Source organism: Rubneribacter sp., assembly GCF_965361815.1.
Map to the genome: position 1 here is coordinate 1 of NZ_CBDTNW010000108.1, position 23,435 is coordinate 23,435.

The window sequence follows — 23,435 nt, forward strand, 5'->3', positions numbered from 1 at the left end:
GACGGGCGCGTCCGCGAAGTACGCCGCGTTCGCCAAGGCCGCCAAGGAGCAGGGCTACGACCAGATCGCCCGCCTGTTCGAGGCCACTTCCGCCGCCGAGCAGATCCACATCGGGCTGGAGTACGCGCTGGTTTCCGAGATGGAGCCCGGCTACGAGAAGCCGGCCGCCCCTGAGGCCGAGGGCGCGCAGACCGACCTGAACCTCATCACCGGCGCCAACGGCGAGATCTTCGAGACCTCCGACATGTATCCGGCGTTCATCAAGAAGGCCCAGGAGGAGGGCAACAATAAGGCCGTGCAGGTGTTCACCCGCGCCAAGCTGGCCGAGTCCGTGCACGCCGAGCGCTATCTGGCCGCCTACAACGACATCGACGCCGCTGACGACGACACGTTCTACCTGTGCCCCATCTGCGGCTACATCCACAAGGGCGAGGACTTCGAGCGCTGCCCCATCTGCTTCTGCACGAAGGACAAGTTCCGCGCCTTCTAAGATCGCCACTCCTTTCCGTTCTGCGAAACGGCCGCCTTCGGGCGGCCGTTTCGCATGCAAACGTCCCAACGCCCCCTCCCTCCGAAAGAAGGCTCCCGTGAAGCATCGACCCGGCGACCAGACGCCCGCCTCCCCCACCATCGACGGCATCCTCGCGCACAACCGCGCGTTCGTGGAGCGGCGCGACTACGAACGCTACGCCACCGACAAGTATCCCGACAAGAAGCTCGCCATCGTGTCGTGCATGGACACACGCCTGACCGCGCTTTTGATGGCGGCCCTCGGGCTGAAAAACGGCGACGCGAAAATCATCAAGGTGGCCGGCGCCGAGGTGGCGCACCCGTTCGGCAGCGTGATGCGCTCTTTGCTGATAGCGGTGTGCGAGCTGGGCGTGGAGGACATCATGATAGTGGCCCACACGAACTGCGGCGCGCAGCACATGAGCGGCGCAAAGATGGTGGCCGACATGGAGCGTCTCGGCGTGTCGGCCGAGCGCGTAGAGCTGGCGCGGCACTGCGGCATCGACTTCGACCGTTGGCTCGCCGGCTTCGGCGACACCGAGGAGGCCGTGCGCAGAAGCGTCGACATGGTGCGCAACCACCCCGTCATGCCCCCGCATGTGCGCGTGGGCGGCTACGTGATGGACTCCGACACCGGCGAGCTGATTGCCGTTCGCTGACGAGAGGCTGCGGAAAACATCACCCGAACTGCGAACCGTATGGGCGCTCCTTGCCAGCCATCGCCTCTGCCTTGCTCCTTCGCAATGCAGATCGCTTTCGCCCGATTACCCGTGCGGCGCTCTCTGCCAAACCGCCGTTGGCGAGAGTCCACATCTGCCGATCTCGGGTCGAACCCTTTCTGGTCGGGCGCGATAAGCCAGCCCAACCCACGCTGGCGACGGTTCGGCAGAGAGGGTGACTCTCCGCTGGCGAGAAATCACCGAAGTCGGAAAACAGGAGCGCCCAAATGGACCTCCTGACGCATTTCAGAATCACCGACCAGGCATTTCTCTCCATCATGACAGAATAGGATCTCGAGAACCTTCCGATTTCGGTAATTTCTCGCCATTCGGAACCCCATCCGGCGCCCTCCATCTTCCCTTGCGGCCGCCAGGGGAAGGCCAGCGGCAGCTCAGCGGAGAGCGACGGCACTATAGACCCCCCCCCCGAAGACGGGAACGAGAGAAAAGCACGTGGGGTCGGGCGCTGCGGCAAAATGAGCGCTCAGCCTCAGAACGGCGCGTCCTCACTGCAGATCGAAGGAGCCGGACCGTGCATCATGAGGCTCCCTTCAACAACCCGAAGAGATCGCCCGGTGCGCCCCTAGTTGCCGCCAAAGGCGCGAAGCCCAAGCGCTCTGCCGGAAACGATGTCGCCCGACCAGCGCAGTAGAAGGGCCGAAAGCGCGCGGACCTCCTCCGGCGCAAGCTCGGCTGCGGACTTTGCCCGCATCGACCAGGCAAGGACCTCGGCGTCTTCGCCAGAAAGGACCTCGGCGAGCTTTGACTTCTTGGCCAGGTAGCTCCCCGTCCGCGCAAAATGAAGCGCCCGGAGAACGAAGGACGAGTCTTTCGCGAGCTGCCGCAGGATTCCCGCCTCCGTCTCTCCGTCGAACACGGCGGCGTGGCATACGGCGTGATAGATGCCGGACGCGCCTACCCTCGCGGCCTCGCGCGCGTCGTCCCGCGAGAAATCCGTCGGCGAGAAGCCCATCTGTCCGCAAACGGGAACCGTGTCGTGCACGAACTGGAACAGCTCGTGGCGGGGCCACCTTGCCAACACGTCCCCCGACCCGACAAAGCCGCAGGCCAATTCCGCGTGCGGCATGCTTTGGATGATCGCCTTGTAGAGCCGCAGATCCGCTTCCGTCAGGCCGTTGATGAGCACGACGAGGTCGATGTCGCTGTCCTCGCGCTCCTCCCCGCGTGCGCGGGACCCTTGGAGGCCGACGAACCGCAGACGCTCCCCAAATCCGTCCGCCAACTTGCGCGCAGCCTCGTAAGCCCACGCCATCGCGTCCATGCCCGCTCCTTCCTCTCGAGAATCAGGCCTTTTATTATCCCCGAAAGCAACCGGTTGCAGGCGGGGAAACAGCCCGGCAGAAGGACGCGAGCATACGACGCTCAAACCTCACCGCCCCCGATCCGCTCGACAAGAAACTCGCGGAAAAACGGCAGCTCGAAAGCGACCACGCCAAGCCCGCGCGACCCAACAACCCCCGCGTCCATGAGGCGACGACGATACTGCGACGCCTGAGACGCCGACCAGCCAAGCCGCCGTGCCACATCCGAAACGGAGCTCTCATGCCCATCTTCGAGCATAGCTTCAAGAAACGCCGCATCGCCACGCGAAAGGTCACGATAGGTCGCCTCGAACACCCTTTCCCGCATTTCTTCCCGCGCAAGAGCAATGCCATAGTCGAAATCATCGACGGTCAATTCGGAGCTTTCAGGACGCGCTTCCCATGCAAGATACCCCACAAGCTGCATCATAAACGGAAAACCGCCGATGGACCTTGCGGCGTGCAGCAAGGCATCGGCGGAAGCATCCTTGCCTCCCTCGCGCAACGTTTTGCGCAACGCATCCGCAATCTCCGAATCGGGAATTCGCCCCAGAGGAGCCGTTTGGGCCCGCCGCAAAAACGACACGGTCTTGTCGCCCAAAAGACGCGAGACGCTTCCCGGCAAACCGGCCATGACGAGGGCAACTTTGCGCTCCTCCCGCACGAAATGCTGATAGGTTGCGGCCAGTTTGATCATCTCGTCAAGTTGGGGATCCACTTCATCGACGGTTATCAGCACGCCCGTCCCAAGCGATCCCAGTTCCTCCAGCAAATCGCTCATCCTGTAACGCCACGAAGTCTCCGGCCCCGGGATACGCTCGAACTCAACGTCCACCATCTGGGGTATGCCGATGCCGGAAACACGCGCGGAAGAAGGAGAAGCGTCTATAAGATGAGCCGCCTTTCGCCTGATTCCCAGTTCAACATCTTCAAGCATGCCGGGCATCGCCGTTGTGGCAACCGTCACCCAACCGCGCCGCTCGGCTTCGTTCGCAATGAGCGACAGAAGCGCCGTTTTCCCCGTTCCGCGAGCACCTGACAAAATGGTGGTCAGGTCGGGACGACGGCGTTCGCCCTCAAATGCACGAGCCATGGCCTCAATGATTTTTCGTCTTCCGGCGAAGTGGAGAGGTCGCTCACCAAAACTCGGAGTAAAGGGGTTTTCCTGGGTCCGCATGCGCGCGCTCCTCAATGTCGCTCACCACGATATATTTGCTACTTTTCAATACCTCTAAAGTGTTCTAAATAGTTCTAAACATCTCTAAACGGTTCTAAACATCTCTAAACGGTTCTCAATACCTTCTTTCTATTGGACTGCCGCTGACTTTTCCCCAACGCCCGCAAGGAAGGAGAAGGGCGCCAGAAGGGGCCGAGGCGACGAACGGAGGAAGGGTGCCGGCGGGGAGAGGGGCACCGAAGGAGGACCGTCGGGCGATCGGAAAGCGCTCGGACGGGCGAGCTGTCGGACGAGGAAAGGCCACCGAACAGAAACGGGCCGGCGAACGAGGGGAGGATGGCCGTCAGCATGGACCGGCCCGCCCCCCCCCGAGGCTCCGCAGGCGCCTCGGGGTCCTTCCGCTGAGCGGAGGCCCCGACGCGCCCGGTCAGAGGGCTGTTTCTCTATTTTTCACTCGCGCGCCACGGAAAAGAGATAGCAGAGACAGGGCAATGATCGGCGCATTCGCGACACTTCGTGCAGTCGTGCAGCGCCCCCGTGCCCGCATCGCGCACAAGGTCGATGTCGGAGTTGCACGCCGCATGACAGGCGTCGCACGAGGAACCCTCTGAAACCGCCAAGCACTTCCCCTTATCGACCGTCGGCGCAAACGTGCGGTTGAAACGCGCGAACAGGCCCAGCAGCGCCCCTACCGGACACAACGTGGCACACCATTTTCGCAGCACCGCAAGCTCGAGCACGATGAGCGCCGGAAACACGATGACATCGATCACCAGCTCGTTGAACGCCACCAGCCGGATGAGTGCAAACACCGTGGCGAACACAAGCCCTATAGGACACACCAGGCAAAACACCGGGAATCCAAACACGAGCGTGGTCGCCAACGTGACGCCGAGGACGCCAAGGGCCGGCGCTCCGTTCCCGCCGAACCTCGATCGCCCGCGCTTCGCAGGAACCCGGCCCTTCTTGCGGTCAGCGGCGAAGGCATCGCGCTCCTGCCGGTTGAAAACCAGCTCGCGCGCCCATGGAACGGGGCAGACCCACGAGCAGAACGCGCGCCCGAGCAGCACGGCCGCCAATGCGGCCAACGCGATTGCCACCAAGGGCAGCGGCAACACGACGCGCCCCGCTATCATCGTCTCCAACGCGCCGAGGGGGCACACCGCCGCGATGCCTCCCACGCCCCAAGCCGAAAGCGACCCCAGCCCCGTGTTCAGCGCTATGCCGATGCCGTAGACCGCCACCACCGCAAACGCGGTTGCCGCACGCATCGCGCGCGTATGCATGCGGCGAGGCCGAAGCGATGCGGAACGCTCCTCGGAAGGCCCATCGGGCCTCTCGTCAGATTCTCCGGATTCCGCATCGAACCCTTCGAGTTCTTCAATGGACTCTTCCGAGCTTCCCGCCGAAGACCTCTCGGGTTCCCTATCGAACTCCTCAGATCCTCCGGCAAACCCCCTGAATCCATCGGACCCTTCATCGAACCTTTCGAGCCCCTTGGCGGGCTGCTCGGTTTTCCTGAGCTGTATCGTCCCAAGCTCAGTGAACCCTTCAGCGCTCATCGACCCACCTCCTCTTCGCCCGGAGAAACGGGCACCACCGCGATGGCTCGGGCGGTGCCGCCGATGTAGCTGCGCAGCGAGAGCACAGGGCACACGTACTCGCATACGCCGCATCCGTTGCACCGCGCCTCGTCGACAACGGGATGCCCGTCGCCATCCAGCGAGATCGCCTCGTAGGGGCACTCTTCGTAGCACAGGTTGCAGCTGCTCGACGTCCAGGCGAGGCAGATCTCGCGGCTCAGGCGGGCCTTGCCGATGCAGCAGGCGTCCACGTCGCCCGCCGAAGCCGCCTCCACGTCGAAAGGACGCAGGGCCCCGGTGGGGCATACGCGCGCGCAATCGCCGCAAAAGTCGCAGAAGCCCAGGTTGTAGCGCATCACCGGCGTGCGCGCCTCCAGCAATCCGTCCGCAAGCGAAGCCGCTCCGATAGCCCGCGCATGGCATGCGCTCACACAGCGCCCACAGTGGGTGCACCCGGCAACGAACGCCCGCTCGTCCTGGCCTCCGGGAGGGCGCAGCATCGCGCCCTGCGCCGTGAGCGCCCCTGCGCCGCCAAGCGCGACCAACGTCGCCGACACGCCGGCCGCCACGCAAAACGACCTGCGTGAGATCTGCGAGATCATCGCCCGGCCCCCATCTGGTCGAGCACCTCGGCGTCCATGGCCGCAAAACCCGCCGTCATAAGGGCGATAGCCCGGTAAAACTCCGTGTTCGCATAACGGACGACGTCCTCGCAAAACCGCGGCACCCAGTTCAGGACATGGGTCGCAAGAAACGCGCGCTGCTCCTCGATGCTCGCCTCAAGCGCCTTCGCATCACCCGCTTGCGCGGCCTCCCGGCCTTCGCAGCACAACCGGACCAGGAACTCGAACTCGAAGGCGATATGGTCCTCAGGCTCCACCGCGCCTTCCACGCCCAGCCCCTTCGCACGGTAGAGACGCACCACCTCATCGCGCGCCTCCTGCATGACCAGGCCGTCGGGGCTTGTGTACACGCTCTCGTAAGGAAACGCCGCCCCTCCCTGGGGAATGCCCGCCGCCAGGAACACCTTGGCGTAGTCCACGGCAAGATCCGTGCGCATCGAGAAGGAGGTCCCGGCCAGATAAGCCTGCAGCCGGGCCGTCCCCTCCGCATAGCGCGCGTCGCCCTCCTCCGTTCCAAAATCTATCCGCCTCATGGCGTCGAGCAGCTCCGCATCCACCTCTCTGCGGTACACCCGCGCAAGAAAGCCGTACAACGCGATGCGGTTCTCCGCCATCTCAAGGTACTCGGCACATATGCCCATGATCATTCCCATCCAACAAAACGCGAAGGCCTAACGCGCTACAGGGTGAACTCGAAATCGATGATGCTGCTTCCCAGCGAGAACATGATGACGCGGAACGCAATGACCGCGACCACCATGCACAAGGCGGCCACGCCGAGCGTCACGGCCGCACGCGACCGGGCAACCGCCTCGCCCGAAGCCGCAAGGGCCAAGCCGCGCCGCTGCGCGAGCGTGGCCGCGAACGGCACCGCCACGCCAAGCACCACCACGGCCAGCCAGAACAGCGGCGCCATATCGCCCGCAAGCATCCGCGCGGCCGAGCGAGAAGCCTCCTGGTAAGGGGCGGTGGCCACCGACGCCGCGTAGGCGGCCACCGCAACAGCCTGGATACCGATGAGCGCAAGGGTCGCAACGCCCATGCGGGAAGCGGCCCTCTCCTCTCCGGCGGCATCCCGCGCACCACGCGCCGTGAACGCATCGATGGCGAGCACGGTCACGGCCCCCATGGACAGCGCCGCTGTCACGGACGCTATCGGCAACGCAGGAACGTCCCAAGCAGGGCGCGCCACCATGAGATAGCTCGACCCCACCGCGAACACAACCACAAGCGCCGGGACCACGCCGACCACGGCAAGCGCGCGCAGCACCCCGGACGACGCCTTGCGCCCCGCCGCCACCAAGTACGCCGCAGCAACCACCACGAGCACCGCCGACGAGAGGCCCTCGACGAAGATGCCGGAGGCGGGATTCGACAGCACGCCGAAGATGCGGTCGAGGTGCCCCAGATGGGTCATGGACGCCACCGCGCCCACGACCACCGCGACAGCCGACAGCACGAACGCCGGCCGCATGATGCGCTCAGACGCCCCAAGCAGCCCGCGAAACGCCACCGCGGCCACGTAGGTGCCGGCGCCCCAGCAGATGAACGCCGCGAATATCACGAGCGACCACTGGATTTCCATGCTAGATCAGCTCCTTCCATGTTGCGATGCTCGAGTGCAGGATGTAACGGATAGAAGGCCCGTTGCCCACGTCGGGCATGGAGTGGACGGCGTCGGAGCCGGCCTCGGCCAGCGCCTTCGACACGTCGCTTTCGGGATCCTCCGCGTCGCCGAACAGGCGCGCCGCGCCCGAGCAGCACTTCACGCACGCCGGCTTGTCGCCCACGGATTGCAGATGCGCGCACAGCGTGCACTTCTCCACCACCTTCTGCTTCTTGTTGAACGTGCGCGCGCCGTAGGGGCAGGCCATCGCGCAGTACTGGCAGCCGATGCACTTGTCGCGGTCAACCAGCACGATGCCGTCCTCCTCGCGCTGGTGGGTGGCGCCCGTGGGGCACACGCTCACGCACGTGGGATTCTCGCAGTGCTGGCACATGGTGGGCAGAAAGTACATCTCCACATGGGGGAAGTCGCCGTAGGGCCCCATGGTTTGCACCTTGTTCCAATACGAACCCAGGCTCACGTCGTTTTCCTGTTTGCAGGCGATCTCGCACGCATAGCAACCGATGCAGCGGTCCAGATCGATGACCATGGTCATCTTGCTCATTTAATATACCCCCTTGAACTGGTCTTTGTCGTCGGTCACTTCCACCTCGTCGAAGTTGGGCAGCCACGCCTCGAACTGCTCGGGCTCGGTCCATATGCCCTCGGGCGCGCTGTCGGCGGGGGTGATCTTCACCTGGAAGCCGCGGTAGGTGACCGAACCTATGAAGTCGGCGAAGGGTCCTTGGTCATCCGTGAGCATGTTGATGTTGGACTCGGTGTAGCCCTTGGTGGAAGTGCCCACGGTCTCGGGATACCAGAAGCGCTCCATCCAAGTGACGCCGGGAGCGATGCGCTTGGTGATGTTGGCGCGCGCCTGCGTCTTTCCGCGCTTGCTCTCGATCCACACCCAACCCTTGTGCTCGATGCCGTACTTCTCAGCGTCCACGGGGTTCACCCACACTTCAGGCACGGGGAACCGCTCGCGAATCCACGGAACGTTGCGCAGCGTGCCGTGCGTGTACATGCTCACATGGCCGCCGGTGATGACGAGCGGGTACTCCGCCGCCAGCTCCTCGTCAAGCGGGCTTTCGTTGGGCTCGCGGTAGTACGGCAGCGGATCGTACTCATAGCTGGCGGGCTCCAGCTCGTAGAACGCCCAGGGAGCGCCGGTGCGACCGAGCGTGATGATCTGCTCGCCGTAGCATTCGAGCTTCTTGGAAGGGGTGCTGAAGCCCTGGGGCTTGCCCGTTTCCTCGTCGATTTGCGCATACACGTAGAACTGCTGATAGTCCTCGTCGGAGGTTTCCTGGTAATAACCGTGCTCCTGCACGTAATCGCACAACTCGTCCCAACTCATAGCATCGGGGTCTTGAGAGCGGAAATTGGCGGTGAGCATATCCTCCATGGTAGCCTCCCATGGAATCTGGGTTGCCTCGCCCGGGTCGATCAGGAAGCCCTCGGGAAGGTTCTCGGGCGTGGGCTTGCACTTCTCCGGATCGAAAGAATCGATGAAGCGCTGATGCCCCTTGTCAGCCATGGCTTTGGCCAGCAGGGAAAAGAGCATGGGATCCTCCACCGCCTCCCACAAGTGCGTGGTAGGCTGACGCACGTAGAACTTGTTCTCCAGGCCAGCACCCCAGTGATTCTCAAGCCACTCGGTGGTGGGCAGCAGATAGTCGCAGAACATGGAGAACGACGTGGGGTACATGAAGTGATGCACGTTGAGGTCCATGGATTCGTAGGCCTCGGCCCATTTGGCGGCGTTGGGCATGTTGATCATCTTATTGCACGACCGCTCGATGACAGCACGCACCCGATAAGGCTCGCCGGTCATGATGCCGTCGAGCATGAGCGAGTTGTGCGTCCATTCGCGCCTGCAGCCGGCCTTGTACTCGATGCAGCCGAAACGCTTCTTGTATTGCTCTTCGCTCATGAAATGCTGCAGAGTGCCAGGTTCGGGCCAGTAAGGGCCGTCGGCGGAGAACATCTGCATCATGGTGCCGGGCTTCGAGTAATTGCCCAGCATGGCCTCCAAGATAAGCTGGCAAATGCCCACCTGAGGCGAGTTCACGGCGTGGTCGCCGGTCATGCCCATGGACATGAATCCCGGCGTGTTCTCGGCGTACAGCCGGATGGCCTCCTCTATCATGCCGGGTTCGAGCCAGCAGGTTTCGGCGGCTTTCTCGACGGTCCACTCGCTGCAGCGTTCGTGGATGAGCTGGAACGCCGGCTTACACTCGATGCCGTTCACCACGTAGGGGCCGCCCTCCAAAGCAGGCGCCAAGCTTTCATCGTAGGGGTAGGACATCTTCCTTGCGGCGTTGGTGTTAGCGTCCCATACCACGTAGGCAAGCTCTTCGGGTTCGAATCCCGCCTCTTCAGGTTTGAGGGTGAACCCTGTTTCAAGGTTGATCAGATAGGGCATGTTGGTCCAACGCAGCACCGACTCCTCGTTGTACAAACGATTGTCCATGATGTAGTTGATCCAGCACATGAGCAGCGCCACGTCGGAGCCAGGACGCACCGGTAGCCAGACGTCGGCCTTCGCGGCATCGGCGGTCATGCGCGGATCGACCACCACCGTCTTCGCGCCCCAAGCCCGAATCTGCGCGGCGGGGCGCCCGGCGCTCGCCACGCACGAGCTTGAGGGGTTCGACCCCCACAGCACCATGCACTTGGTCTGATCGCCGCAGATGAACTCAGCGTTAAGACCTTCGTAGCTCACGAAGTCGTTGTTGTTCTGACCCCACATGAGCCTCGACATGGTCTGGCGCGGTTGCAGGCACTGCAAGCCGCCCGGCTCGTACTTGTGGCACCCCATGACATGGCACCACCGGCTCGCATAGCCGTCGTAATAGGTGGAGCCGCCGCCGGTGTATCCCACCTGGATGGCTTCGGCGCCGTATTTTTCCTCTATTTCAAGAAGCTGGTCGGTTATCTCGTCTATCGCCTGCTCCCAGCTGATGCGCTCCCATTGGTTCGAGCCGCACTCCCCCACGCGCTTCAAGGGGTACTTGATGCGATTGGGGTTGTAGAGCGCCTGGATGAACGAGAGCCCCTTGGCGCAGATGTTGCCTTTCGAGTACACGTGATCCGGGTCGCCTTCAAGCTTCACCACACGGCCGTTCTGCACGTGAGCGAGCACGCCGCAGCGGCCCACGCAGCCGGCGCAAAGGGTTTTCACAATCCTCGTTTCGGATTCCTCGGCCGCAAACGCCTCTTTGGGTTTGGATACAAGACCCGTCAGTTCCGCGTCTGCCGCCACGGCGGCGGCCAAACCCGCTATGGCGGTCGCGCCGATGAACGACCTGCGGGTGATTTGAGCTTTGCCCATCGATCCTCCTCTTTTCATTGTCGTCGATTGCCTTGTGAAACCGAACTGGCTAGCCGAGATACGCGAAGCCGCGCTGCGTGGTCGTCCAACCCCCGTCCCATACCAGGCCGCCAGCCTTCTCAAGCTTGTCAAGGAAGCAGCTCACTTGCCGCGCTCTCGTATCGAGGAGTCCCTCTGCCACAAGCGCCTCCTCCAAAGCCTTCTTCGTCCGAGGGACGCGGCAGAGTTCGAGCACGCGCCGATAGGCGCGCCCAAGAGGGCCGGCTTCCTCTATAAGGCGCCCCACATCGTCAGAATCCTCGTGCGCGGCGCACACGGCCCTTCCCGCTTCGGTGGCGGTCAGCGCAATTGCAGCAGGGTCGCCGCCAAACTCGGCGGCCTCGAGCGCGCCGACGTCCACCAACCACGAAACGAGCGTCGATGGCTCCTGAGGCCGCACCCTCATCTCAGGGTACAAGCAAATCCTTTGCTCCAAATCGTCGAACGATATCGGTTCGATGCAGTCTTTCAAAATACGATAGAGCGCTTTCTCGCAGCGAGGCTCGGATGAGATGCGTCGCCTGATGCTCCCAACCGCGCTCTCCATGTCTTTCGTGTTCTCCATTGGTTTCTCACCCCCCTCGTCGAATACGACGATAGGGAAAAGACGAGCGATGAACACTACCGGCAATCGCTTAAATTCAAGGGTAGATTTTCTAACCGCTTCTAACCCCTTTTCTAACCGGCGCGCAGTTATGCCTTATGACCAGCTATTATGTTGTCCGTTCGCGATCAAAGGCCAAAACCGTCAATCCAGGTTTGTCGGAGGACGGCATTTGATGCCCCGCCCTGCCGGCTTTTATAATATTCACCGACGAATCAGACGGGAAACGAGGGCGTGACACGGCGATGGCTGCGAAAAGCGAGAGCCGCAAAGGGAGAGGTCTACATGGAAGCAGGGACGCAAAAGGCGGGGATTCCCCTTGAGGCATGCCGCGCAATGGCGTTGCTCACGACGGCCTACGCGTTGTTCCATGGATGGGCCGACATTTTCTTCATTGGGGAACTTATAGATCTTCCCGACACGCCGTGCAATTCCCATCAAGTGTTCATCCTGTTCCGAACAGTGGGATTCTTCTGCTGTTTCGCAATGGCAACGCGCGTTTCGTCCCTCGTGGACAAACGATCCGCCTACCTAGCGAGTGCGGCGGCCATGACGGCAAGCGCCGTGCTCATGATCGCCTCGATTCGCATGCCGAGCGTCGCTTCCATGCTACAGTTCGGCGGCGCGTGCCTCGGAGGACTGGGGATCGGTGCAACCTCCATGCTCTGGTTCGAATCGATCACATTCCTCAAACCACTCGCAGCGCTCATATGCTACCTTCTCTCTGCGCTGGTGACCCCCTCCCTTGTCGCCCCGCTTTACACGGCAGGAACTGAAGCCTTGATCCTCTGCGGATTCATTGCCCCTTCAATCGCAATCCTCTCGTTGAAATTGAGCGGCCGATTCGTTAGCCCCCTCGAAGCGAGTCCCAAAGCATCGGTCGACAGGAATCTTTTTGCACGCATAGTCGCACTCTTGTCCCTTTTCGGTTTCGCGCTCGCGTTTCGCGAACCCATGATCGGGAACGCGATGTTCGCCTCTGGCTCTTACACAGCCGTCGGCTCGTTAGCCATGGCCTGCATCGTCCTCCTTGGCATGGCCATATGGGGATCCCGGTTTCGCCTCTCGTTCGTCTGCCGCATCCTGCTCCCCTTCACCGCCGTCGTGTTTCTGCTGATGCCCACTCAGTTTCCATTGATGGATCTTATTTCCGACACGTGCGGATCGGCATGCGACGAACTCGTCAAAATACTGAGCGTCGCCGTTCTCGTTCATCAATGTTGGCGCAACGGAGCCTCGGCGCTTCGACTGTTCGGTTTCGCATACGGCGTGCACGGGGTCCTTGTCTTCTTTGGCGGCCAGGCCTGCCTTGCTCTTATGGCCCAGGGAGTGTCCGACGCCGACCTATCCGCCTGGTTCAGCATTATCGCCGCCCTGATCATTGCTGCGACCATTTTCATCTTGCCCAACGACTACGATCTCGCCCCCATTTCCCTGTACGACGGGAACGCCGTATCTTCGTCGAAGGCTCAGGGTGAGATCAGTCAAGAAGACGCCGCGCGCTCCTTGGCCGCGCGTTTCGGACTCACGGCGCGCGAAACGGAGATCCTTGAGCTGATGCTGGAGGGCAAGAGCATCGACGACATCGCCTCGGAGCTGGTCATCGCCCGCGAAACAGTGAAAACCCACCGTCGCAACCTTTTCCTCAAATGCGAGGTTCACCGGGAAGAAGAGCTGCGGGATCTGGCGAAGGGCGACCCGAGGGTCTGATGTCGGCACTATGTTGTGCCGAGGCGAGCTGCCCAACGCACGGAAAGCTTGACAGCCACCAAACCCCTCAATCCAGTCCGCCTCGCAACCTCCACGCATCGCGCAGTGCGGCCACGAATGTTTCGTGACAGAGGACGGGGATAACGTCACCTTCGGGGTGCGGCGCGCCTCTAAAGTGACATTATCCCCGTCCTCCGTCACTCTCCGTCACTGAGATCGGCTTTCTCATAGCCCAAAAGACGCCGAAAGCAAAAGTATGCCCCATCGAAGTTAAATCGACAAAACGCCATGCCACATCTTCCCTTGACAAGTTCAAAGCGAAGTTCACATCGCGAATTGACACGCAATGCGTGCTGCATACCAAAAACATTAAGGTTGAAGGCAACCGGATATGTCTCCCTCTGCACCTTGCTCCTTGCCTGTAGTCCACAGGGAGATGCCGTATGTACGTCTATGCACTTGGCACGCCACTCTTCGGCCATCTTTGGTCAATATCATGCAACATGGCCGAAGATGCGCTACGGGATGAACCCATGATCGAAGGGGCACGGGGATTGGACTGTCGCACCGAACGAGTTGGTAAAAAGGTTCTCGCAAAAAAAATCAAATGCGAGTGATAAAATATATTTTAAACAAGTTGATAAAGTGAAACCAGGAAAGGGCATTAGTCGTGGAATTTCCTTTTTGCGATGCACCTAATACAGCCTCTATTATTTGCTGCCATATAGCAGAGAAAGAAGCGCCGATTCTGTATGTATCGCATGATGAAGATGATGGGATGTGGCAATTTTTATGCGGGAAAGAGCATGGCGTAAGTGAAGCCGAGCTGGTGTCGCTAAAAGAAGTTTTTGATTTCGATCATTCTATTGGTGCTTTGTGCGCTATGCCTTGCGGAAGCTATGCAGAAAGAAAAACGGAAAATGACGATTGGATTATTAGAAAGCAATCGATGTAAGCTTTCATAAGGGTTTGGGGCATTCCCAACAAAAAAGTCTCTCTTGTTGTCGCAGATGGAAACGGGTGATTTTTACGGAAAGACCCCCCTGCTGTGAAGCGCGCGACGGCTTGCCGCACGCGCACCCCCTTGACAACGAAGCGGCCCTACTTTTCGCCAAGGGCCTTCGCAACGTCCTCGGCTGACGCGCCCAGACCATCGGAAAGGGCCGAGGGGACGGTGACCACAGTGCCTCCGGACTTCTTGATGCTCTCGTACAGCAGATGCATCGTCCTGATCTTGAGCGCGGCCTCGTTGCCGTCGCAGGCGCCGCTTGCGCTCGCAATCATCTCGGAAATGTCCTCTTCGGCGCTGGCAAGGGTGACACAGGACGAAGGGTGACACAGGACGGGGATAACGTCACCTTCAGAGTGCGGTACGCCTCGAAGGTGACGTTATCCCCGTCCTGTGTCTGTCACCATAAATATAATGCAATTACGGAGTTTCAGAGCAATCCGTCTCGACCATAACGGAGAACGGGTCGCCTTTTTTAGCGCGGACATGACACGGAACGGAACGAGACGAAATCGCCTTCGAGATGCACCACACTCCAAAGACGACATTACCCCCGGCGGAGTCACGGTGAGTTGTCCGAACTTCGGCCATCTTCGGACAACATCTTGCAATATGTCCGAAGATGGCCGAAGATGTCCGAAGATGTCCGAAGATGTCAGGAGAGAACATGTCGCCAGACGAACTCGACAGACAAATAGCACAAGGTGAGGGCCAAAGCATAGAGTTCAAAAGATGCGGAGACACCCCTCACAACGACACGTTTGAAACAATCTGCTCATTCGCCAACAGGATTGGCGGTAGCATATATCTCGGGGTCGAAAACGACGGGACGGTCAGCGGCGTAAGAGAAAACGCCGTCCTAGAAATCGAACGCAATATTATCAATGTTGCGAACAACAAAAACCTTTTCAACATCGCACCATCGCTGGAATTCGAAAAGATAGACCACGGCAGTAAAACAGTCCTACGAGTTTGAGTACCCATGGGGCCATCGGTCTATCGGTACAAAAACACAGTGTATGACCGCATAGCCGACGTTGACGCCAAAATCGAAAGCGATGACCAAATCTCACTCATGTATATCCGAAAGAAAGGATATTACACAGAACGAAAAGTCTACCCGTACATGAGCATGGATGACCTACGACCAGAGCTGATAGAGAAAGCCCGAGGAATGGCTGTTGCAAACAAGCGCGACCATCCATGGGGCCGTCTCAACGATGAAGAACTTTTGAGAGCAGCAGGCCTCTACGCTCACGACCGAGAGAATGGTACAAGCGGCTACACGCTCGCCGCAGCCCTGCTGCTTGGAACAGATGAGGTGATACGGTCGGTATGTCCCACTTATATCACAGATGCTACTGTCCGCATACAGGATACCGACCGCTACGATGACCGTCTCATGGTCAGGACTAATCTCATAGAAGCATACGACCAACTCAGCGCATTTTGTAGAAAGCACATGCCGGACAGATTTCTCCTTGAAGAGAATTCGCGGATAAGCGCCCGTGATGTCATAGTGAGAGAGCTCATATCCAACGTACTCATTCACCAGGAATTCCTAAGCGCCATGCCGGCCCAGATTACAATCGACAAAGAGGGCATCCATACCAAAAACGCCAGCAAATCAATATACGTTGGCCAGATAACTCTTGCGGATTTCTCCCCAAGGCCAAAAAACCCGCTCATCGCAGACTTCTTCACGCAGATTGGATTGGCTGAAGAAATGGGCAGCGGCACTCGCAACCTCTACAAGTACTCCCAAGAATACACGGGTACGAACCCGGAGCTTTTCGACGGAGACGTATTTGAGGCACATGTGGCAATCTCCCTATCTCAGCCAGAGACAATAGAAAGTGTCTCCGCAGCCACAAGAAGTGTGGATATGGTCCTCGACGAACTCTTGAATCATCATGACTCTATAACGACCGCACAACTTGCGGAGGCGGCAGGTGTCAGTACGCGAACCGCACGACGCTACCTGGCACAAGCTATCGAATTAGGCAAGATAGAGACGCAGGGATCCACGGCATCACGCACATACAGAAGAAAGCGCGGATAATCCTCTCCAAACGCACTTCCCCCCGGCACCGGGGCGCCGGGGGGAAGCGAGAGGGAGGGAGAGGTTAGGTCATTGTCGCTGGGGCCGATAGCCCTAAACGACCCTGTGTAAATCTTACACTGATATCACGAATGGCACGTATGACATTCATATACCTCTGCGTGGTGGCAGCTAGCACATTTTTCAGGTGCGAGAGCTTCTGCGGTACTCTTCTCTAATTCTGAATGGAATTTGTGACAATCACCGCAAGAAATATCCTGGTGCTCATCGACAGCCGGAAGATCATGCGGGTTGACCACCTTTCCATTGGAATCCGTCAGAATTGTCGATGAAGCTGTCGTTGTTGCCAATTCTTTCAAATCATGACATGTCGTGCAGAGACTAGCGTCAACGTCCGTCTTACGCAGCTTGCTCGGCATGCTGTCCTGTACAGTTTTTCCTTCATGCACATCTGCCAACATCTCGATATCACTATGGCAGTCGATGCAAGATTCGCCAGAATGAAGCGATGCAACACAATCAGCATTCGCAAAAGACTCCTGTTCAGCAGCGTGGCATACGGAGCAATCCATGTCGGGACTCCACTCCATCTGAACGGCAACTCCTTCGGCAGTTGATCCACCAGAGACACCATCGCCGTTTTCTTGAGGCGCGCACCCTACTACAAGGGCTGATACAAAAGCGACACACACCGCCAAGATTGCAATTTGAGTCTTCTTTAACATGCTTCATCCCATCACTTCAACACAGCGTGCCTACGCACAAGCACTTCGTTCTCAACGAACGGCTTCAGCAAAAGCCCGTCCCCGTTATTCGCTCCACGGTTCCTCAGCAGCCACGTTCTCGCCCGCAATCTGTCCGCACACTAATCCTTCGGTGATATTGCCACCGGATTGGTATACCCACTTGAAGCAAGATGACATCTCGCCGGCACTGTACAGGCGCGGAATAGGGTTATTGCTCCAGTCAACAACATTGCGATCTGCATTGGTCAGCAACCCACCCTTGGTGTTGGGACCACCCGCAACAAGCGGCATTGCATAGAACGGCGGCGTTTCGCATTTCGTCCAGCCGGTTTCTCCTTCAGTGTATGCGTTTGTCGAAGCCTTAGGCACACGACCGAAAGCGGTGTCAACACCTGTTTCGCATGCCTCGTTGTACTGAGCGTTTGCAGCAAGAAGGTTCTCTGCGGACATACGACCCGCATTATCCTCATGACTCGAGCGAATCAACTCGGCAAGCTCCTCCAAGGTGTCAGCTTTAAGGATCCATCCGGCATTTATAGCTTCTTCGTTAAGGTCATCCCATTCGAACGGGATGAGTCCCCAAAGCTCGGAAGCTAACGCCCCTTTCTGACGGCGAACATCATCGAAGATCAGATAGGACGGAACATTGGGGTAGTCGAGTTCAGTGATATCCATGTGGACTGCCTCTTTATAGGAGAAATACCTCGAAGGATCCTTTGTGAATTTCGTCTCATCTATAAAGCGATTCCCGTACGCATTGACGCAATAGGTGCCCTCAGTACCTACTGATGCGTCGGTATTAAGCCCGAACCGCAGCCCATTAAATTCGACGTCAGGACAAGCGAATATCATACGACACGAGCACTTTGACGCTTTGAGCATTTGAGCGCCCGCCTTAAGTCCCATCAAGATACCCTGACCCGTATTGCTTGGGGTGCCGTAAAATGCCCACCCCGAAACTGCCGGACCTTCGATGAACGCTCGCCGCATTTCTTCGTTATACTCATAACCTCCCGACGCCAGCACCACACCCCGCTTTGCTTTGATATACACAGGGTCACCCTCCGGCCCACCAGACAGAGCTTTTAAACCAATGACTTCGCCGGCTTCATTTTGGATGAGGCCCTCGCCGTACGTATCCCAAAGAAACGTAACAAGCTCATTGTCTATCAACTCGGTTTCGAACGCCATCATAAGGGCCTGCCCCCAACTTGTCTCAAGTTTGTCCAGGTGGTTTCCATGCACCGTGGTCGTCTCCTCCGCAAACGACGGGGCATATACAGCATAGCCCGATTCTTCCGCACCGGGAAACGTAGGAAACGCAGCACCGCCAAAGCGGTTGAACATAATGTCGGGGTCAAGGCTCGATACGAAATCCAGCAAACCAGGCTGAAGTTCAGCAAATTTATCAACCATGTCATCAATAAATAACGGAGAGTACTCTCCTTCAGACATTCCCGGCAGGTTTCCTCCGTCAAACATGCAGCGAAGGTATTGTCGCAGTGCCTTCCCATCACCATCGGGACAATGGATAAGACCACCCGACATGCGCGTGTTCGAAAGCCTCGAGTCGAACGTATCTCGCTCGACCACAATGACCGAGGCACCCGCACGTTCGGCAGTAGTGGCAGCTGTTGCTCCGGCAACACCAAATCCCAAAACAACAACATCAGCCTCGTAGTCCCACGTTTCAGGCAAGAAAGAAGCCGTTTCTCCCGCACTGCTCGAAGCGTTGTCGCTTGCACAGCCGGCCATGCCCACCGCGGCGCTGGCGGCGGCTCCAGCAGCGAGGACGACACCGCCTTTGAGCAGGTCCCTTCTTGAAACGTCCATGGCGATCCCCTTTCATCCCGGCTGGCGGCCGTTGCGGCCGGACAACCTCTCTTGTGGAGCCCTTTTAAGTTATAAAGTTCTATAACTTTGCTCCGATGGCGTCATCATACGAGCCTGATTGTTCTATGTTAATATATTTTTAGAACATTGTTGCGAAAGGCGTTGCGATGCTCGCAATGCTCACCACCTCCGCAAGCGTGCTGCCCACGTAGTCGGCACTTGCACCCGCGTAGAGGAACAAAAACCGCAAGGCGCACTCCCCCGCAAGCGCGCCTGCCGCACCCACTACAACAAGCGCCAACCCCGCGCGTTTTCGCACAAACAGGCTGACCGCCGACGTAACCACAGGCCCTACCAGCCCCAATCCCACAGCCAGCGCCCAAAACGGCACAGCCAGCGAACCCGCTACCAGCGCGTGCGCCGACACGGCGGTCGCCTTGGCTGCCACCGGGTCCAACGCGCCCCAACCCTGCAGCATACCCACCAGATACACCGTCAGCACCGCACCCTCTGCCACCGCAACACCCATCGAGCAGTAGGCGAACAACCGCCGCCGCACGCGCGACACCTTCCTCGCGCTGCCCGTTATCACCGTGAGCGCAGCCACGGCATTCGCACCCGCCCCCAACGCTGATACCGTGAACAACACTGGCAACAACCACGAGTTCCAAAACGGCACACCCGGTGCCGAGGCCAAAAGCGCGCCGGTGTAGAACGCCACGAACATCGCCAGCACCGACCCCGCTACCGCGCACACGCGCAAAAGCTGTTTGCGCGGCAGTTTGGGAGCGCCGGGCAGCCACCGCCAGGCGCGCGCAAGTGCTTTGGACGCCCGCTTAGACGCCAGCGCTGCAGCCAACGCACATACCGCAAGCGCCATGATCACCACCCATGCGCCGCGCGCCATCCATGATCCCATGTTGGTAAAACTTCGTGGCAGCACAAGCGCGCGCAAGGGGCTGCCCACCTCCCACAAAAGCGCCAGCAACCCCACGGCCAAACACAACGTGGCTAGCCCATACGCCGCAGCCACAGCCGCACGGTGTCGTTTGCGCCCCAGGACAAGAAGCCCGCTTGCCGCCGCGAACATGCCCGCGCCCAACCCTCCAAGAAACAGGTACAGCGCCGCCGGCCAGCCCCATGTCGATTGAAACTCGATCATGCGACCCCTCTCGCCCGCCCGTTGCGCTTACCCATCGCCTGCACCGCCTTACGACACAATCAGCGACGGCACGGTGGGCGCCTCCACCTGCCGCGCAGCGTCCCCCGCGCGTTCGCGCAGTTCGTCAAGCGGTCCAAAGCCCAACGCTTCCGAGGGGCATGCCTGCACGCACCACGGATCAGCGCCCGTCGGCACGCCCGCGCCCGTGCACAGGTCACACTTGTCCATGAGTCCATCCGCATACTGCGGAATGTCGAACGGGCACGCTTGCCGGCAGTAGCGGCACCCAATGCACCGCTCCCGGTCCACCACCACCGCGCCGCCCTCGACCTTCGAGAGAGCCGATGCGGGACACACGGACAAGCAGGCAGGTTCAGCACAATGCATACACGCAAGCGAGACGAACCGCGACGCGCCGCCCTCGAACGCATAGGACACCACCGTACGTCGCGGATTGCACCCCTCGGGCGCGCCGCTGTGCTCCTGGCACGCGTTCGCGCATGCTAAGCATCCTACGCACACGCGGGAATCCATCCAAAATCCCAGTTGGGAGATGCTAGATTGGCGAACGGTTTGACTTTCAGCCGTACGTTCGGCCGCGTTTGCAACAGAGCTTTCGCCCCGATTTCCGACCTGCGTGTCACCTGCGCTGCCTTGATCTGCCGCGCGCGTCCCCGATGTCGCCCGTTCCCTCAACATGCCATCATCCGGCTGCGCTCCACACGCCCCAAGCACGCCAGCAAGCGGCAGTGTGCATGCCGCAAGCGCGCTTTTCGCCAACGCACGCCGCGTGATTCCCCCTGTTGCATCAGCCGCCATGTTCACGCACACCCCCTTCCGTACAAGTTACCGCTCACGCCTGAGTTGGCAAGTGGCTGCGTACGAGGCAGAGTATCGAGAAGGTGACGTTATCCCCGTCCTCCTGTCACACTCCTGTCACACTCCTCCCACAAGCCTCTCCCCGAATAGACGAGCCTGTTCCCCATTGATTGTTCGATAACAATATAATACTATAACATGCGGAGGAACAGCGCGGGCAGAGCACCTTCCCGCGCCGCTCCGACGCACAAGCAAGCCCCAGCAAGCCTCGAAAGGCCCGCAGGCACCCGTCCTTCGCACACGCACTCGACCAGGGAAAGGCGCAGCATGGATCCGTTCGAAACGTATCGCATCGACAAGAAAAGCGACATCCCTATTTGGGTGCAGCTGAAAAAGCGGCTCACCTACCTCATTGCGTCGGGGGCCTATCAGCCGGGCGACCAGCTGCCCACGGTGCGCGAGCTGGCCGTGCAGCTGGACATCAACTACCACACCGTCAACAAGGTGTACCATGACCTTGAAAGCAGCGGTCTTATAGAGGTGCAGGTAGGACGCGGCTCGCACGTGGCCGACCTGGGCAACTCCCGGTTTGTTGCGTTCGAAAACGACGCGCGCATGGTGGCATCCGAGTACGCAACAAAGCTGCTCGACCTTGGCATGACCCCGGAGGAGGCCGTGCGAGCAATAGCCGACCATCTGGGAGTAAAAGTAACCATCGACGCCGCCGACACCGATGACAACGCAACCACGCCCGCCAACGAATCACAGAAAGCGTCTCGCCGTGTCGGGTAAAAAAGGAAAGAAAGCCAAGCGCGCCCAGAGCCTGCCTCCCCTGGCTCCCGCGAAGCGCCCCCTCTCCACGCGCATGGGCGTGGTGTTTTTCGAGGCGTTTGTGTTCGCGGTGTCAGCGCTACCCTTAGGCATTGTGCTCTACTGCGGCTATCCGCTGTGGCTTGCGCTCATTGCGGGCGCCTACCTGGTGATTGCGCTCATGACGGCGCACATCACCCAACAATGGGAGAAAGTGGTCGTGCTGCGCCTCGGTCGCTTCAACCGCGTGGAGGGGCCGGGTATCTTTTTCACCATCCCCTTCTTGGAATCCGCCGCCCTGCGCGTGGACCAGCGCATCACCGTGACGCCGTTTTCCGCGGAGAAGGCCCTCACTGCCGACCTTGTGCCTACCGACATCGATGCCGTGCTGTTCTGGATGGTGGTCAGCCCGGAAAAAGCCTGGTGCGAGGTGGATAATTATCCGGCCGCCGTCTCGTGGTCGGCCCAGACGGCGCTGCGCGACGCCATTGGCAGCATCAACCTGGCCGACATTTCCACACGCCGCTCCCAACTGGACGCCGAGCTGCGCGAAGTACTCAACGCCAAAACGAGCGACTGGGGCATCGCCATCCTCTCCGTCGAGATCCGCAACATCCTTATCCCCGAAAGCCTGCAAGACGCCATGTCGCGCGAAGCGCAGGCCCAGCAGGAGAGCAACGCGCGCCTCATTCTGGCCGAAATCGAGCATCAGGTGGCCGAGCTCTACCTTGAGGCCGCCAAACTCTACCGCCAGGATGACCTGGCGTTTCAGGTGCGCATGGCCAGCATGGTGAACGAGAGCGTGAAAGAGGGCGGCAACAACCTGATTGTAGTGCCCAGTTCGTTCAGCGAGGGGTTCAACGCCGGCAGCATGCAAGATTTGAAGGACATGCTGGGAAAGTAACATGCAATGCGGAAAGGGTGCGCGAGCAATAGCGACTGCGGTCCTTGCGGTTGCCGTCGCTTTGGTTGCGGGGTGTCAGCCCGAAGTTGAAGATGCGGTTCTGACATCGGGGGTTGGTTCTGTCGGGCGCTTGGAGCCGGATACGCAGTGGCACTGGTCGCCTGAAAGCACGTGCGCGGCGTGCCATGTGGGCGAGGATGCGTCGTTGGCATCCGTTCCCTGCGCACAGGAGCAGTTCAGCGCCGACGCGTGTTTGACCTGCCATAACGATGCATCAGTGCTCGAAGAAGCACACGCCGATGTGAGCGCCCTTTCAACCCGCAAGACTGCGCACGCAGCCACCATCGCCGATGAGACCTGCGAGCGCTGCCACAACGCGACGGAGCTTGCGGAAGCCACCGCACACAGCACCGTACTCACCGACGCCAACGGCACCGTAGCGAACCCCCACAACCTGCCTGCCGACGAAAGCCACGCAGCTATCGCCTGCGCCAACTGTCACAACCCGCACGAGGATTTCCACTCCGCCAGCAACACCACCTCCAATGCCGCTGACATCACTAATGCCGCCGATGTTGCCACTTCCCCCGCCAACCGCGCCCCTCAAATCTGCGAAAGCTGCCACCACGCCGGCGTGTTCGAATGCTACACCTGCCACGAGTAAGGTGCTGTCCTCCACCGCCTCCATACACGCCACTTCCCAGCACCTCAAACGTTCATAGAGTTTCATTTCGTGACAACAGCACCGTAGGGTGACAGCAGAGCGCGAGAGTGACAGCAGCAGAGTGACAGCAGGACGGGGATGACGTCGCCACCCTGCTGTCCCTTTTTTTCCGTTGCTCCTTCTTTTACTTTCCTCT

The 23,435-nt window shown here is 59.8% G+C and carries 23 protein-coding genes; 9 read left to right on the forward strand and 14 right to left on the reverse strand.

Annotation, left to right across the window (positions count from 1 at the left end; translation table 11 throughout):
- A partial coding sequence (locus ACWKY3_RS07940; RefSeq protein WP_449315881.1) for a rubrerythrin family protein occupies positions 1-490 on the forward strand: 490 nt, incomplete at its 5' end.
- Between the two features lie 97 nt (positions 491-587).
- Complete coding sequence (locus tag ACWKY3_RS07945; protein WP_449315882.1) at positions 588-1,169, forward strand: beta-class carbonic anhydrase; 582 nt, start codon at positions 588-590, stop codon at positions 1,167-1,169.
- A 643-nt stretch (positions 1,170-1,812) separates the two neighbouring features.
- Here the strand turns inward: ACWKY3_RS07945 and ACWKY3_RS07950 are convergent.
- From ACWKY3_RS07950 to ACWKY3_RS07990, 9 genes are all read right to left on the reverse strand, one after another.
- Complete coding sequence (locus ACWKY3_RS07950) at positions 1,813-2,511, reverse strand: nucleotidyltransferase domain-containing protein (RefSeq protein ID WP_449315883.1); 699 nt, start codon at positions 2,509-2,511, stop codon at positions 1,813-1,815.
- Positions 2,512-2,612: 101 nt separating this feature from the next.
- A complete protein-coding gene (locus ACWKY3_RS07955; protein WP_449315884.1) occupies positions 2,613-3,728 on the reverse strand; it encodes an AAA family ATPase in 1,116 nt (371 codons plus the stop codon).
- A 443-nt stretch (positions 3,729-4,171) separates the two neighbouring features.
- Positions 4,172-5,290, reverse strand: a complete 1,119-nt coding sequence (locus ACWKY3_RS07960) for a 4Fe-4S binding protein (protein ID WP_449315885.1) — start codon at positions 5,288-5,290, stop codon at positions 4,172-4,174.
- Positions 5,287-5,913 carry a 4Fe-4S dicluster domain-containing protein gene (locus ACWKY3_RS07965; RefSeq protein WP_449315886.1) on the reverse strand — a complete coding sequence of 209 codons (627 nt, stop codon included), beginning with the start codon at positions 5,911-5,913 and terminating at the stop codon, positions 5,287-5,289. Before ACWKY3_RS07965 ends, ACWKY3_RS07960 begins: the two co-directional genes overlap by 4 nt.
- Positions 5,910-6,575, reverse strand: coding sequence for a TorD/DmsD family molecular chaperone (locus ACWKY3_RS07970; RefSeq protein WP_449315887.1), 666 nt, complete (start codon positions 6,573-6,575; stop codon positions 5,910-5,912). The genes ACWKY3_RS07965 and ACWKY3_RS07970 overlap by 4 nt, the downstream gene beginning before the upstream one ends.
- Before the next feature lie 38 nt (positions 6,576-6,613).
- Positions 6,614-7,519, reverse strand: coding sequence for an NrfD/PsrC family molybdoenzyme membrane anchor subunit (nrfD, locus tag ACWKY3_RS07975; protein WP_449315888.1), 906 nt, complete (start codon positions 7,517-7,519; stop codon positions 6,614-6,616).
- Between the two features lies 1 nt (position 7,520).
- Positions 7,521-8,105 carry a 4Fe-4S dicluster domain-containing protein gene (locus ACWKY3_RS07980; RefSeq protein WP_449315889.1) on the reverse strand — a complete coding sequence of 195 codons (585 nt, stop codon included), beginning with the start codon at positions 8,103-8,105 and terminating at the stop codon, positions 7,521-7,523.
- Positions 8,106-10,877, reverse strand: a complete 2,772-nt coding sequence (locus tag ACWKY3_RS07985; protein ID WP_449315890.1) for a molybdopterin-containing oxidoreductase family protein — start codon at positions 10,875-10,877, stop codon at positions 8,106-8,108. It lies immediately after the preceding gene.
- Positions 10,878-10,926: 49 nt separating this feature from the next.
- Complete coding sequence (locus ACWKY3_RS07990; protein WP_449315891.1) at positions 10,927-11,481, reverse strand: hypothetical protein; 555 nt, start codon at positions 11,479-11,481, stop codon at positions 10,927-10,929.
- A gap of 324 nt (positions 11,482-11,805) precedes the next feature.
- On the opposite strand from ACWKY3_RS07990, the gene ACWKY3_RS07995 reads away from it, so the two are divergent.
- On the forward strand, positions 11,806-13,230 hold the full coding sequence (locus tag ACWKY3_RS07995; RefSeq protein ID WP_449315892.1) for a response regulator transcription factor: 1,425 nt from the start codon (positions 11,806-11,808) through the stop codon (positions 13,228-13,230).
- 670 nt (positions 13,231-13,900) lie between these two features.
- Entirely contained in the window at positions 13,901-14,185 is a 285-nt protein-coding gene (locus ACWKY3_RS08000) for a hypothetical protein (protein WP_449315893.1), read from the forward strand.
- Positions 14,186-14,331: 146 nt separating this feature from the next.
- On the opposite strand, the gene ACWKY3_RS08005 is transcribed toward ACWKY3_RS08000, so the two are convergent.
- Complete coding sequence (locus ACWKY3_RS08005; RefSeq protein WP_449315894.1) at positions 14,332-14,514, reverse strand: hypothetical protein; 183 nt, start codon at positions 14,512-14,514, stop codon at positions 14,332-14,334.
- Between the two features lie 347 nt (positions 14,515-14,861).
- Between ACWKY3_RS08005 and ACWKY3_RS08010 the strand changes: the two genes are divergently transcribed.
- Together ACWKY3_RS08010 and ACWKY3_RS08015 are read left to right on the forward strand one after the other, a co-directional pair.
- Positions 14,862-15,215 (forward strand): AlbA family DNA-binding domain-containing protein, encoded by a 354-nt coding sequence (locus ACWKY3_RS08010; protein WP_449315895.1) that lies wholly within the window; start codon positions 14,862-14,864, stop codon positions 15,213-15,215.
- A 150-nt stretch (positions 15,216-15,365) separates the two neighbouring features.
- Positions 15,366-16,301: an HTH domain-containing protein gene (locus ACWKY3_RS08015; RefSeq protein WP_449315896.1), complete on the forward strand. Its 936-nt coding sequence runs from the start codon at positions 15,366-15,368 to the stop codon at positions 16,299-16,301.
- Positions 16,302-16,426: 125 nt separating this feature from the next.
- Here ACWKY3_RS08015 and ACWKY3_RS08020 read toward each other — a convergent pair whose 3' ends face one another.
- From ACWKY3_RS08020 to ACWKY3_RS08035, 4 genes are all read right to left on the reverse strand, one after another.
- Positions 16,427-17,026: a hypothetical protein gene (locus ACWKY3_RS08020; protein WP_449315897.1), complete on the reverse strand. Its 600-nt coding sequence runs from the start codon at positions 17,024-17,026 to the stop codon at positions 16,427-16,429.
- Between the two features lie 84 nt (positions 17,027-17,110).
- Complete coding sequence (locus tag ACWKY3_RS08025; protein WP_449315898.1) at positions 17,111-18,880, reverse strand: FAD-dependent oxidoreductase; 1,770 nt, start codon at positions 18,878-18,880, stop codon at positions 17,111-17,113.
- Between the two features lie 139 nt (positions 18,881-19,019).
- Complete coding sequence (nrfD, locus tag ACWKY3_RS08030) at positions 19,020-20,042, reverse strand: NrfD/PsrC family molybdoenzyme membrane anchor subunit (RefSeq protein ID WP_449315899.1); 1,023 nt, start codon at positions 20,040-20,042, stop codon at positions 19,020-19,022.
- Positions 20,043-20,090: 48 nt separating this feature from the next.
- Positions 20,091-20,564, reverse strand: coding sequence for a 4Fe-4S dicluster domain-containing protein (locus ACWKY3_RS08035; RefSeq protein WP_449315900.1), 474 nt, complete (start codon positions 20,562-20,564; stop codon positions 20,091-20,093).
- Between the two features lie 624 nt (positions 20,565-21,188).
- Here ACWKY3_RS08035 and ACWKY3_RS08040 point away from each other — a divergent pair.
- The 3 genes from ACWKY3_RS08040 (at position 21,189) to ACWKY3_RS08050 (ending at position 23,239) form a co-directional block, all read left to right on the forward strand.
- Positions 21,189-21,653: a GntR family transcriptional regulator gene (locus ACWKY3_RS08040; RefSeq protein WP_449315901.1), complete on the forward strand. Its 465-nt coding sequence runs from the start codon at positions 21,189-21,191 to the stop codon at positions 21,651-21,653.
- The gene (locus ACWKY3_RS08045) at positions 21,643-22,575 is read left to right on the forward strand and encodes a slipin family protein (RefSeq protein ID WP_449315902.1); all 933 of its coding nucleotides are present in this window, start codon (positions 21,643-21,645) and stop codon (positions 22,573-22,575) included. The genes ACWKY3_RS08040 and ACWKY3_RS08045 overlap by 11 nt, the downstream gene beginning before the upstream one ends.
- A gap of 277 nt (positions 22,576-22,852) precedes the next feature.
- Positions 22,853-23,239 (forward strand): hypothetical protein, encoded by a 387-nt coding sequence (locus ACWKY3_RS08050; protein ID WP_449315903.1) that lies wholly within the window; start codon positions 22,853-22,855, stop codon positions 23,237-23,239.
- Positions 23,240-23,435 lie beyond the last annotated feature (196 nt).

What these genes read in the sequence shown, in the direction of transcription:
- ACWKY3_RS07990 (WP_449315891.1), bottom strand. Translation starts at nt 11,481, where the DNA reads ATGGAGAACACGAAAGACATGGAGAGCGCGGTTGGGAGCATCAGGCGA.
- ACWKY3_RS07965 (WP_449315886.1), bottom strand. Translation starts at nt 5,913, where the DNA reads ATGATCTCGCAGATCTCACGCAGGTCGTTTTGCGTGGCGGCCGGCGTG.
- ACWKY3_RS07985 (WP_449315890.1), bottom strand. Translation starts at nt 10,877, where the DNA reads ATGGGCAAAGCTCAAATCACCCGCAGGTCGTTCATCGGCGCGACCGCC.
- ACWKY3_RS08015 (WP_449315896.1), top strand. Translation starts at nt 15,366, where the DNA reads ATGAGCATGGATGACCTACGACCAGAGCTGATAGAGAAAGCCCGAGGA.
- ACWKY3_RS07960 (WP_449315885.1), bottom strand. Translation starts at nt 5,290, where the DNA reads ATGAGCGCTGAAGGGTTCACTGAGCTTGGGACGATACAGCTCAGGAAA.
- nrfD (WP_449315899.1), bottom strand. Translation starts at nt 20,042, where the DNA reads ATGATCGAGTTTCAATCGACATGGGGCTGGCCGGCGGCGCTGTACCTG.
- ACWKY3_RS07970 (WP_449315887.1), bottom strand. Translation starts at nt 6,575, where the DNA reads ATGGGCATATGTGCCGAGTACCTTGAGATGGCGGAGAACCGCATCGCG.
- ACWKY3_RS08020 (WP_449315897.1), bottom strand. Translation starts at nt 17,026, where the DNA reads ATGTTAAAGAAGACTCAAATTGCAATCTTGGCGGTGTGTGTCGCTTTT.
- ACWKY3_RS08025 (WP_449315898.1), bottom strand. Translation starts at nt 18,880, where the DNA reads ATGGACGTTTCAAGAAGGGACCTGCTCAAAGGCGGTGTCGTCCTCGCT.
- ACWKY3_RS07995 (WP_449315892.1), top strand. Translation starts at nt 11,806, where the DNA reads ATGGAAGCAGGGACGCAAAAGGCGGGGATTCCCCTTGAGGCATGCCGC.
- ACWKY3_RS07980 (WP_449315889.1), bottom strand. Translation starts at nt 8,105, where the DNA reads ATGAGCAAGATGACCATGGTCATCGATCTGGACCGCTGCATCGGTTGC.
- ACWKY3_RS07955 (WP_449315884.1), bottom strand. Translation starts at nt 3,728, where the DNA reads ATGCGGACCCAGGAAAACCCCTTTACTCCGAGTTTTGGTGAGCGACCT.
- nrfD (WP_449315888.1), bottom strand. Translation starts at nt 7,519, where the DNA reads ATGGAAATCCAGTGGTCGCTCGTGATATTCGCGGCGTTCATCTGCTGG.
- ACWKY3_RS08010 (WP_449315895.1), top strand. Translation starts at nt 14,862, where the DNA reads ATGGCCGAAGATGTCCGAAGATGTCCGAAGATGTCAGGAGAGAACATG.
- ACWKY3_RS08040 (WP_449315901.1), top strand. Translation starts at nt 21,189, where the DNA reads ATGGATCCGTTCGAAACGTATCGCATCGACAAGAAAAGCGACATCCCT.
- ACWKY3_RS08005 (WP_449315894.1), bottom strand. Translation starts at nt 14,514, where the DNA reads ATGATTGCGAGCGCAAGCGGCGCCTGCGACGGCAACGAGGCCGCGCTC.
- ACWKY3_RS07950 (WP_449315883.1), bottom strand. Translation starts at nt 2,511, where the DNA reads ATGGACGCGATGGCGTGGGCTTACGAGGCTGCGCGCAAGTTGGCGGAC.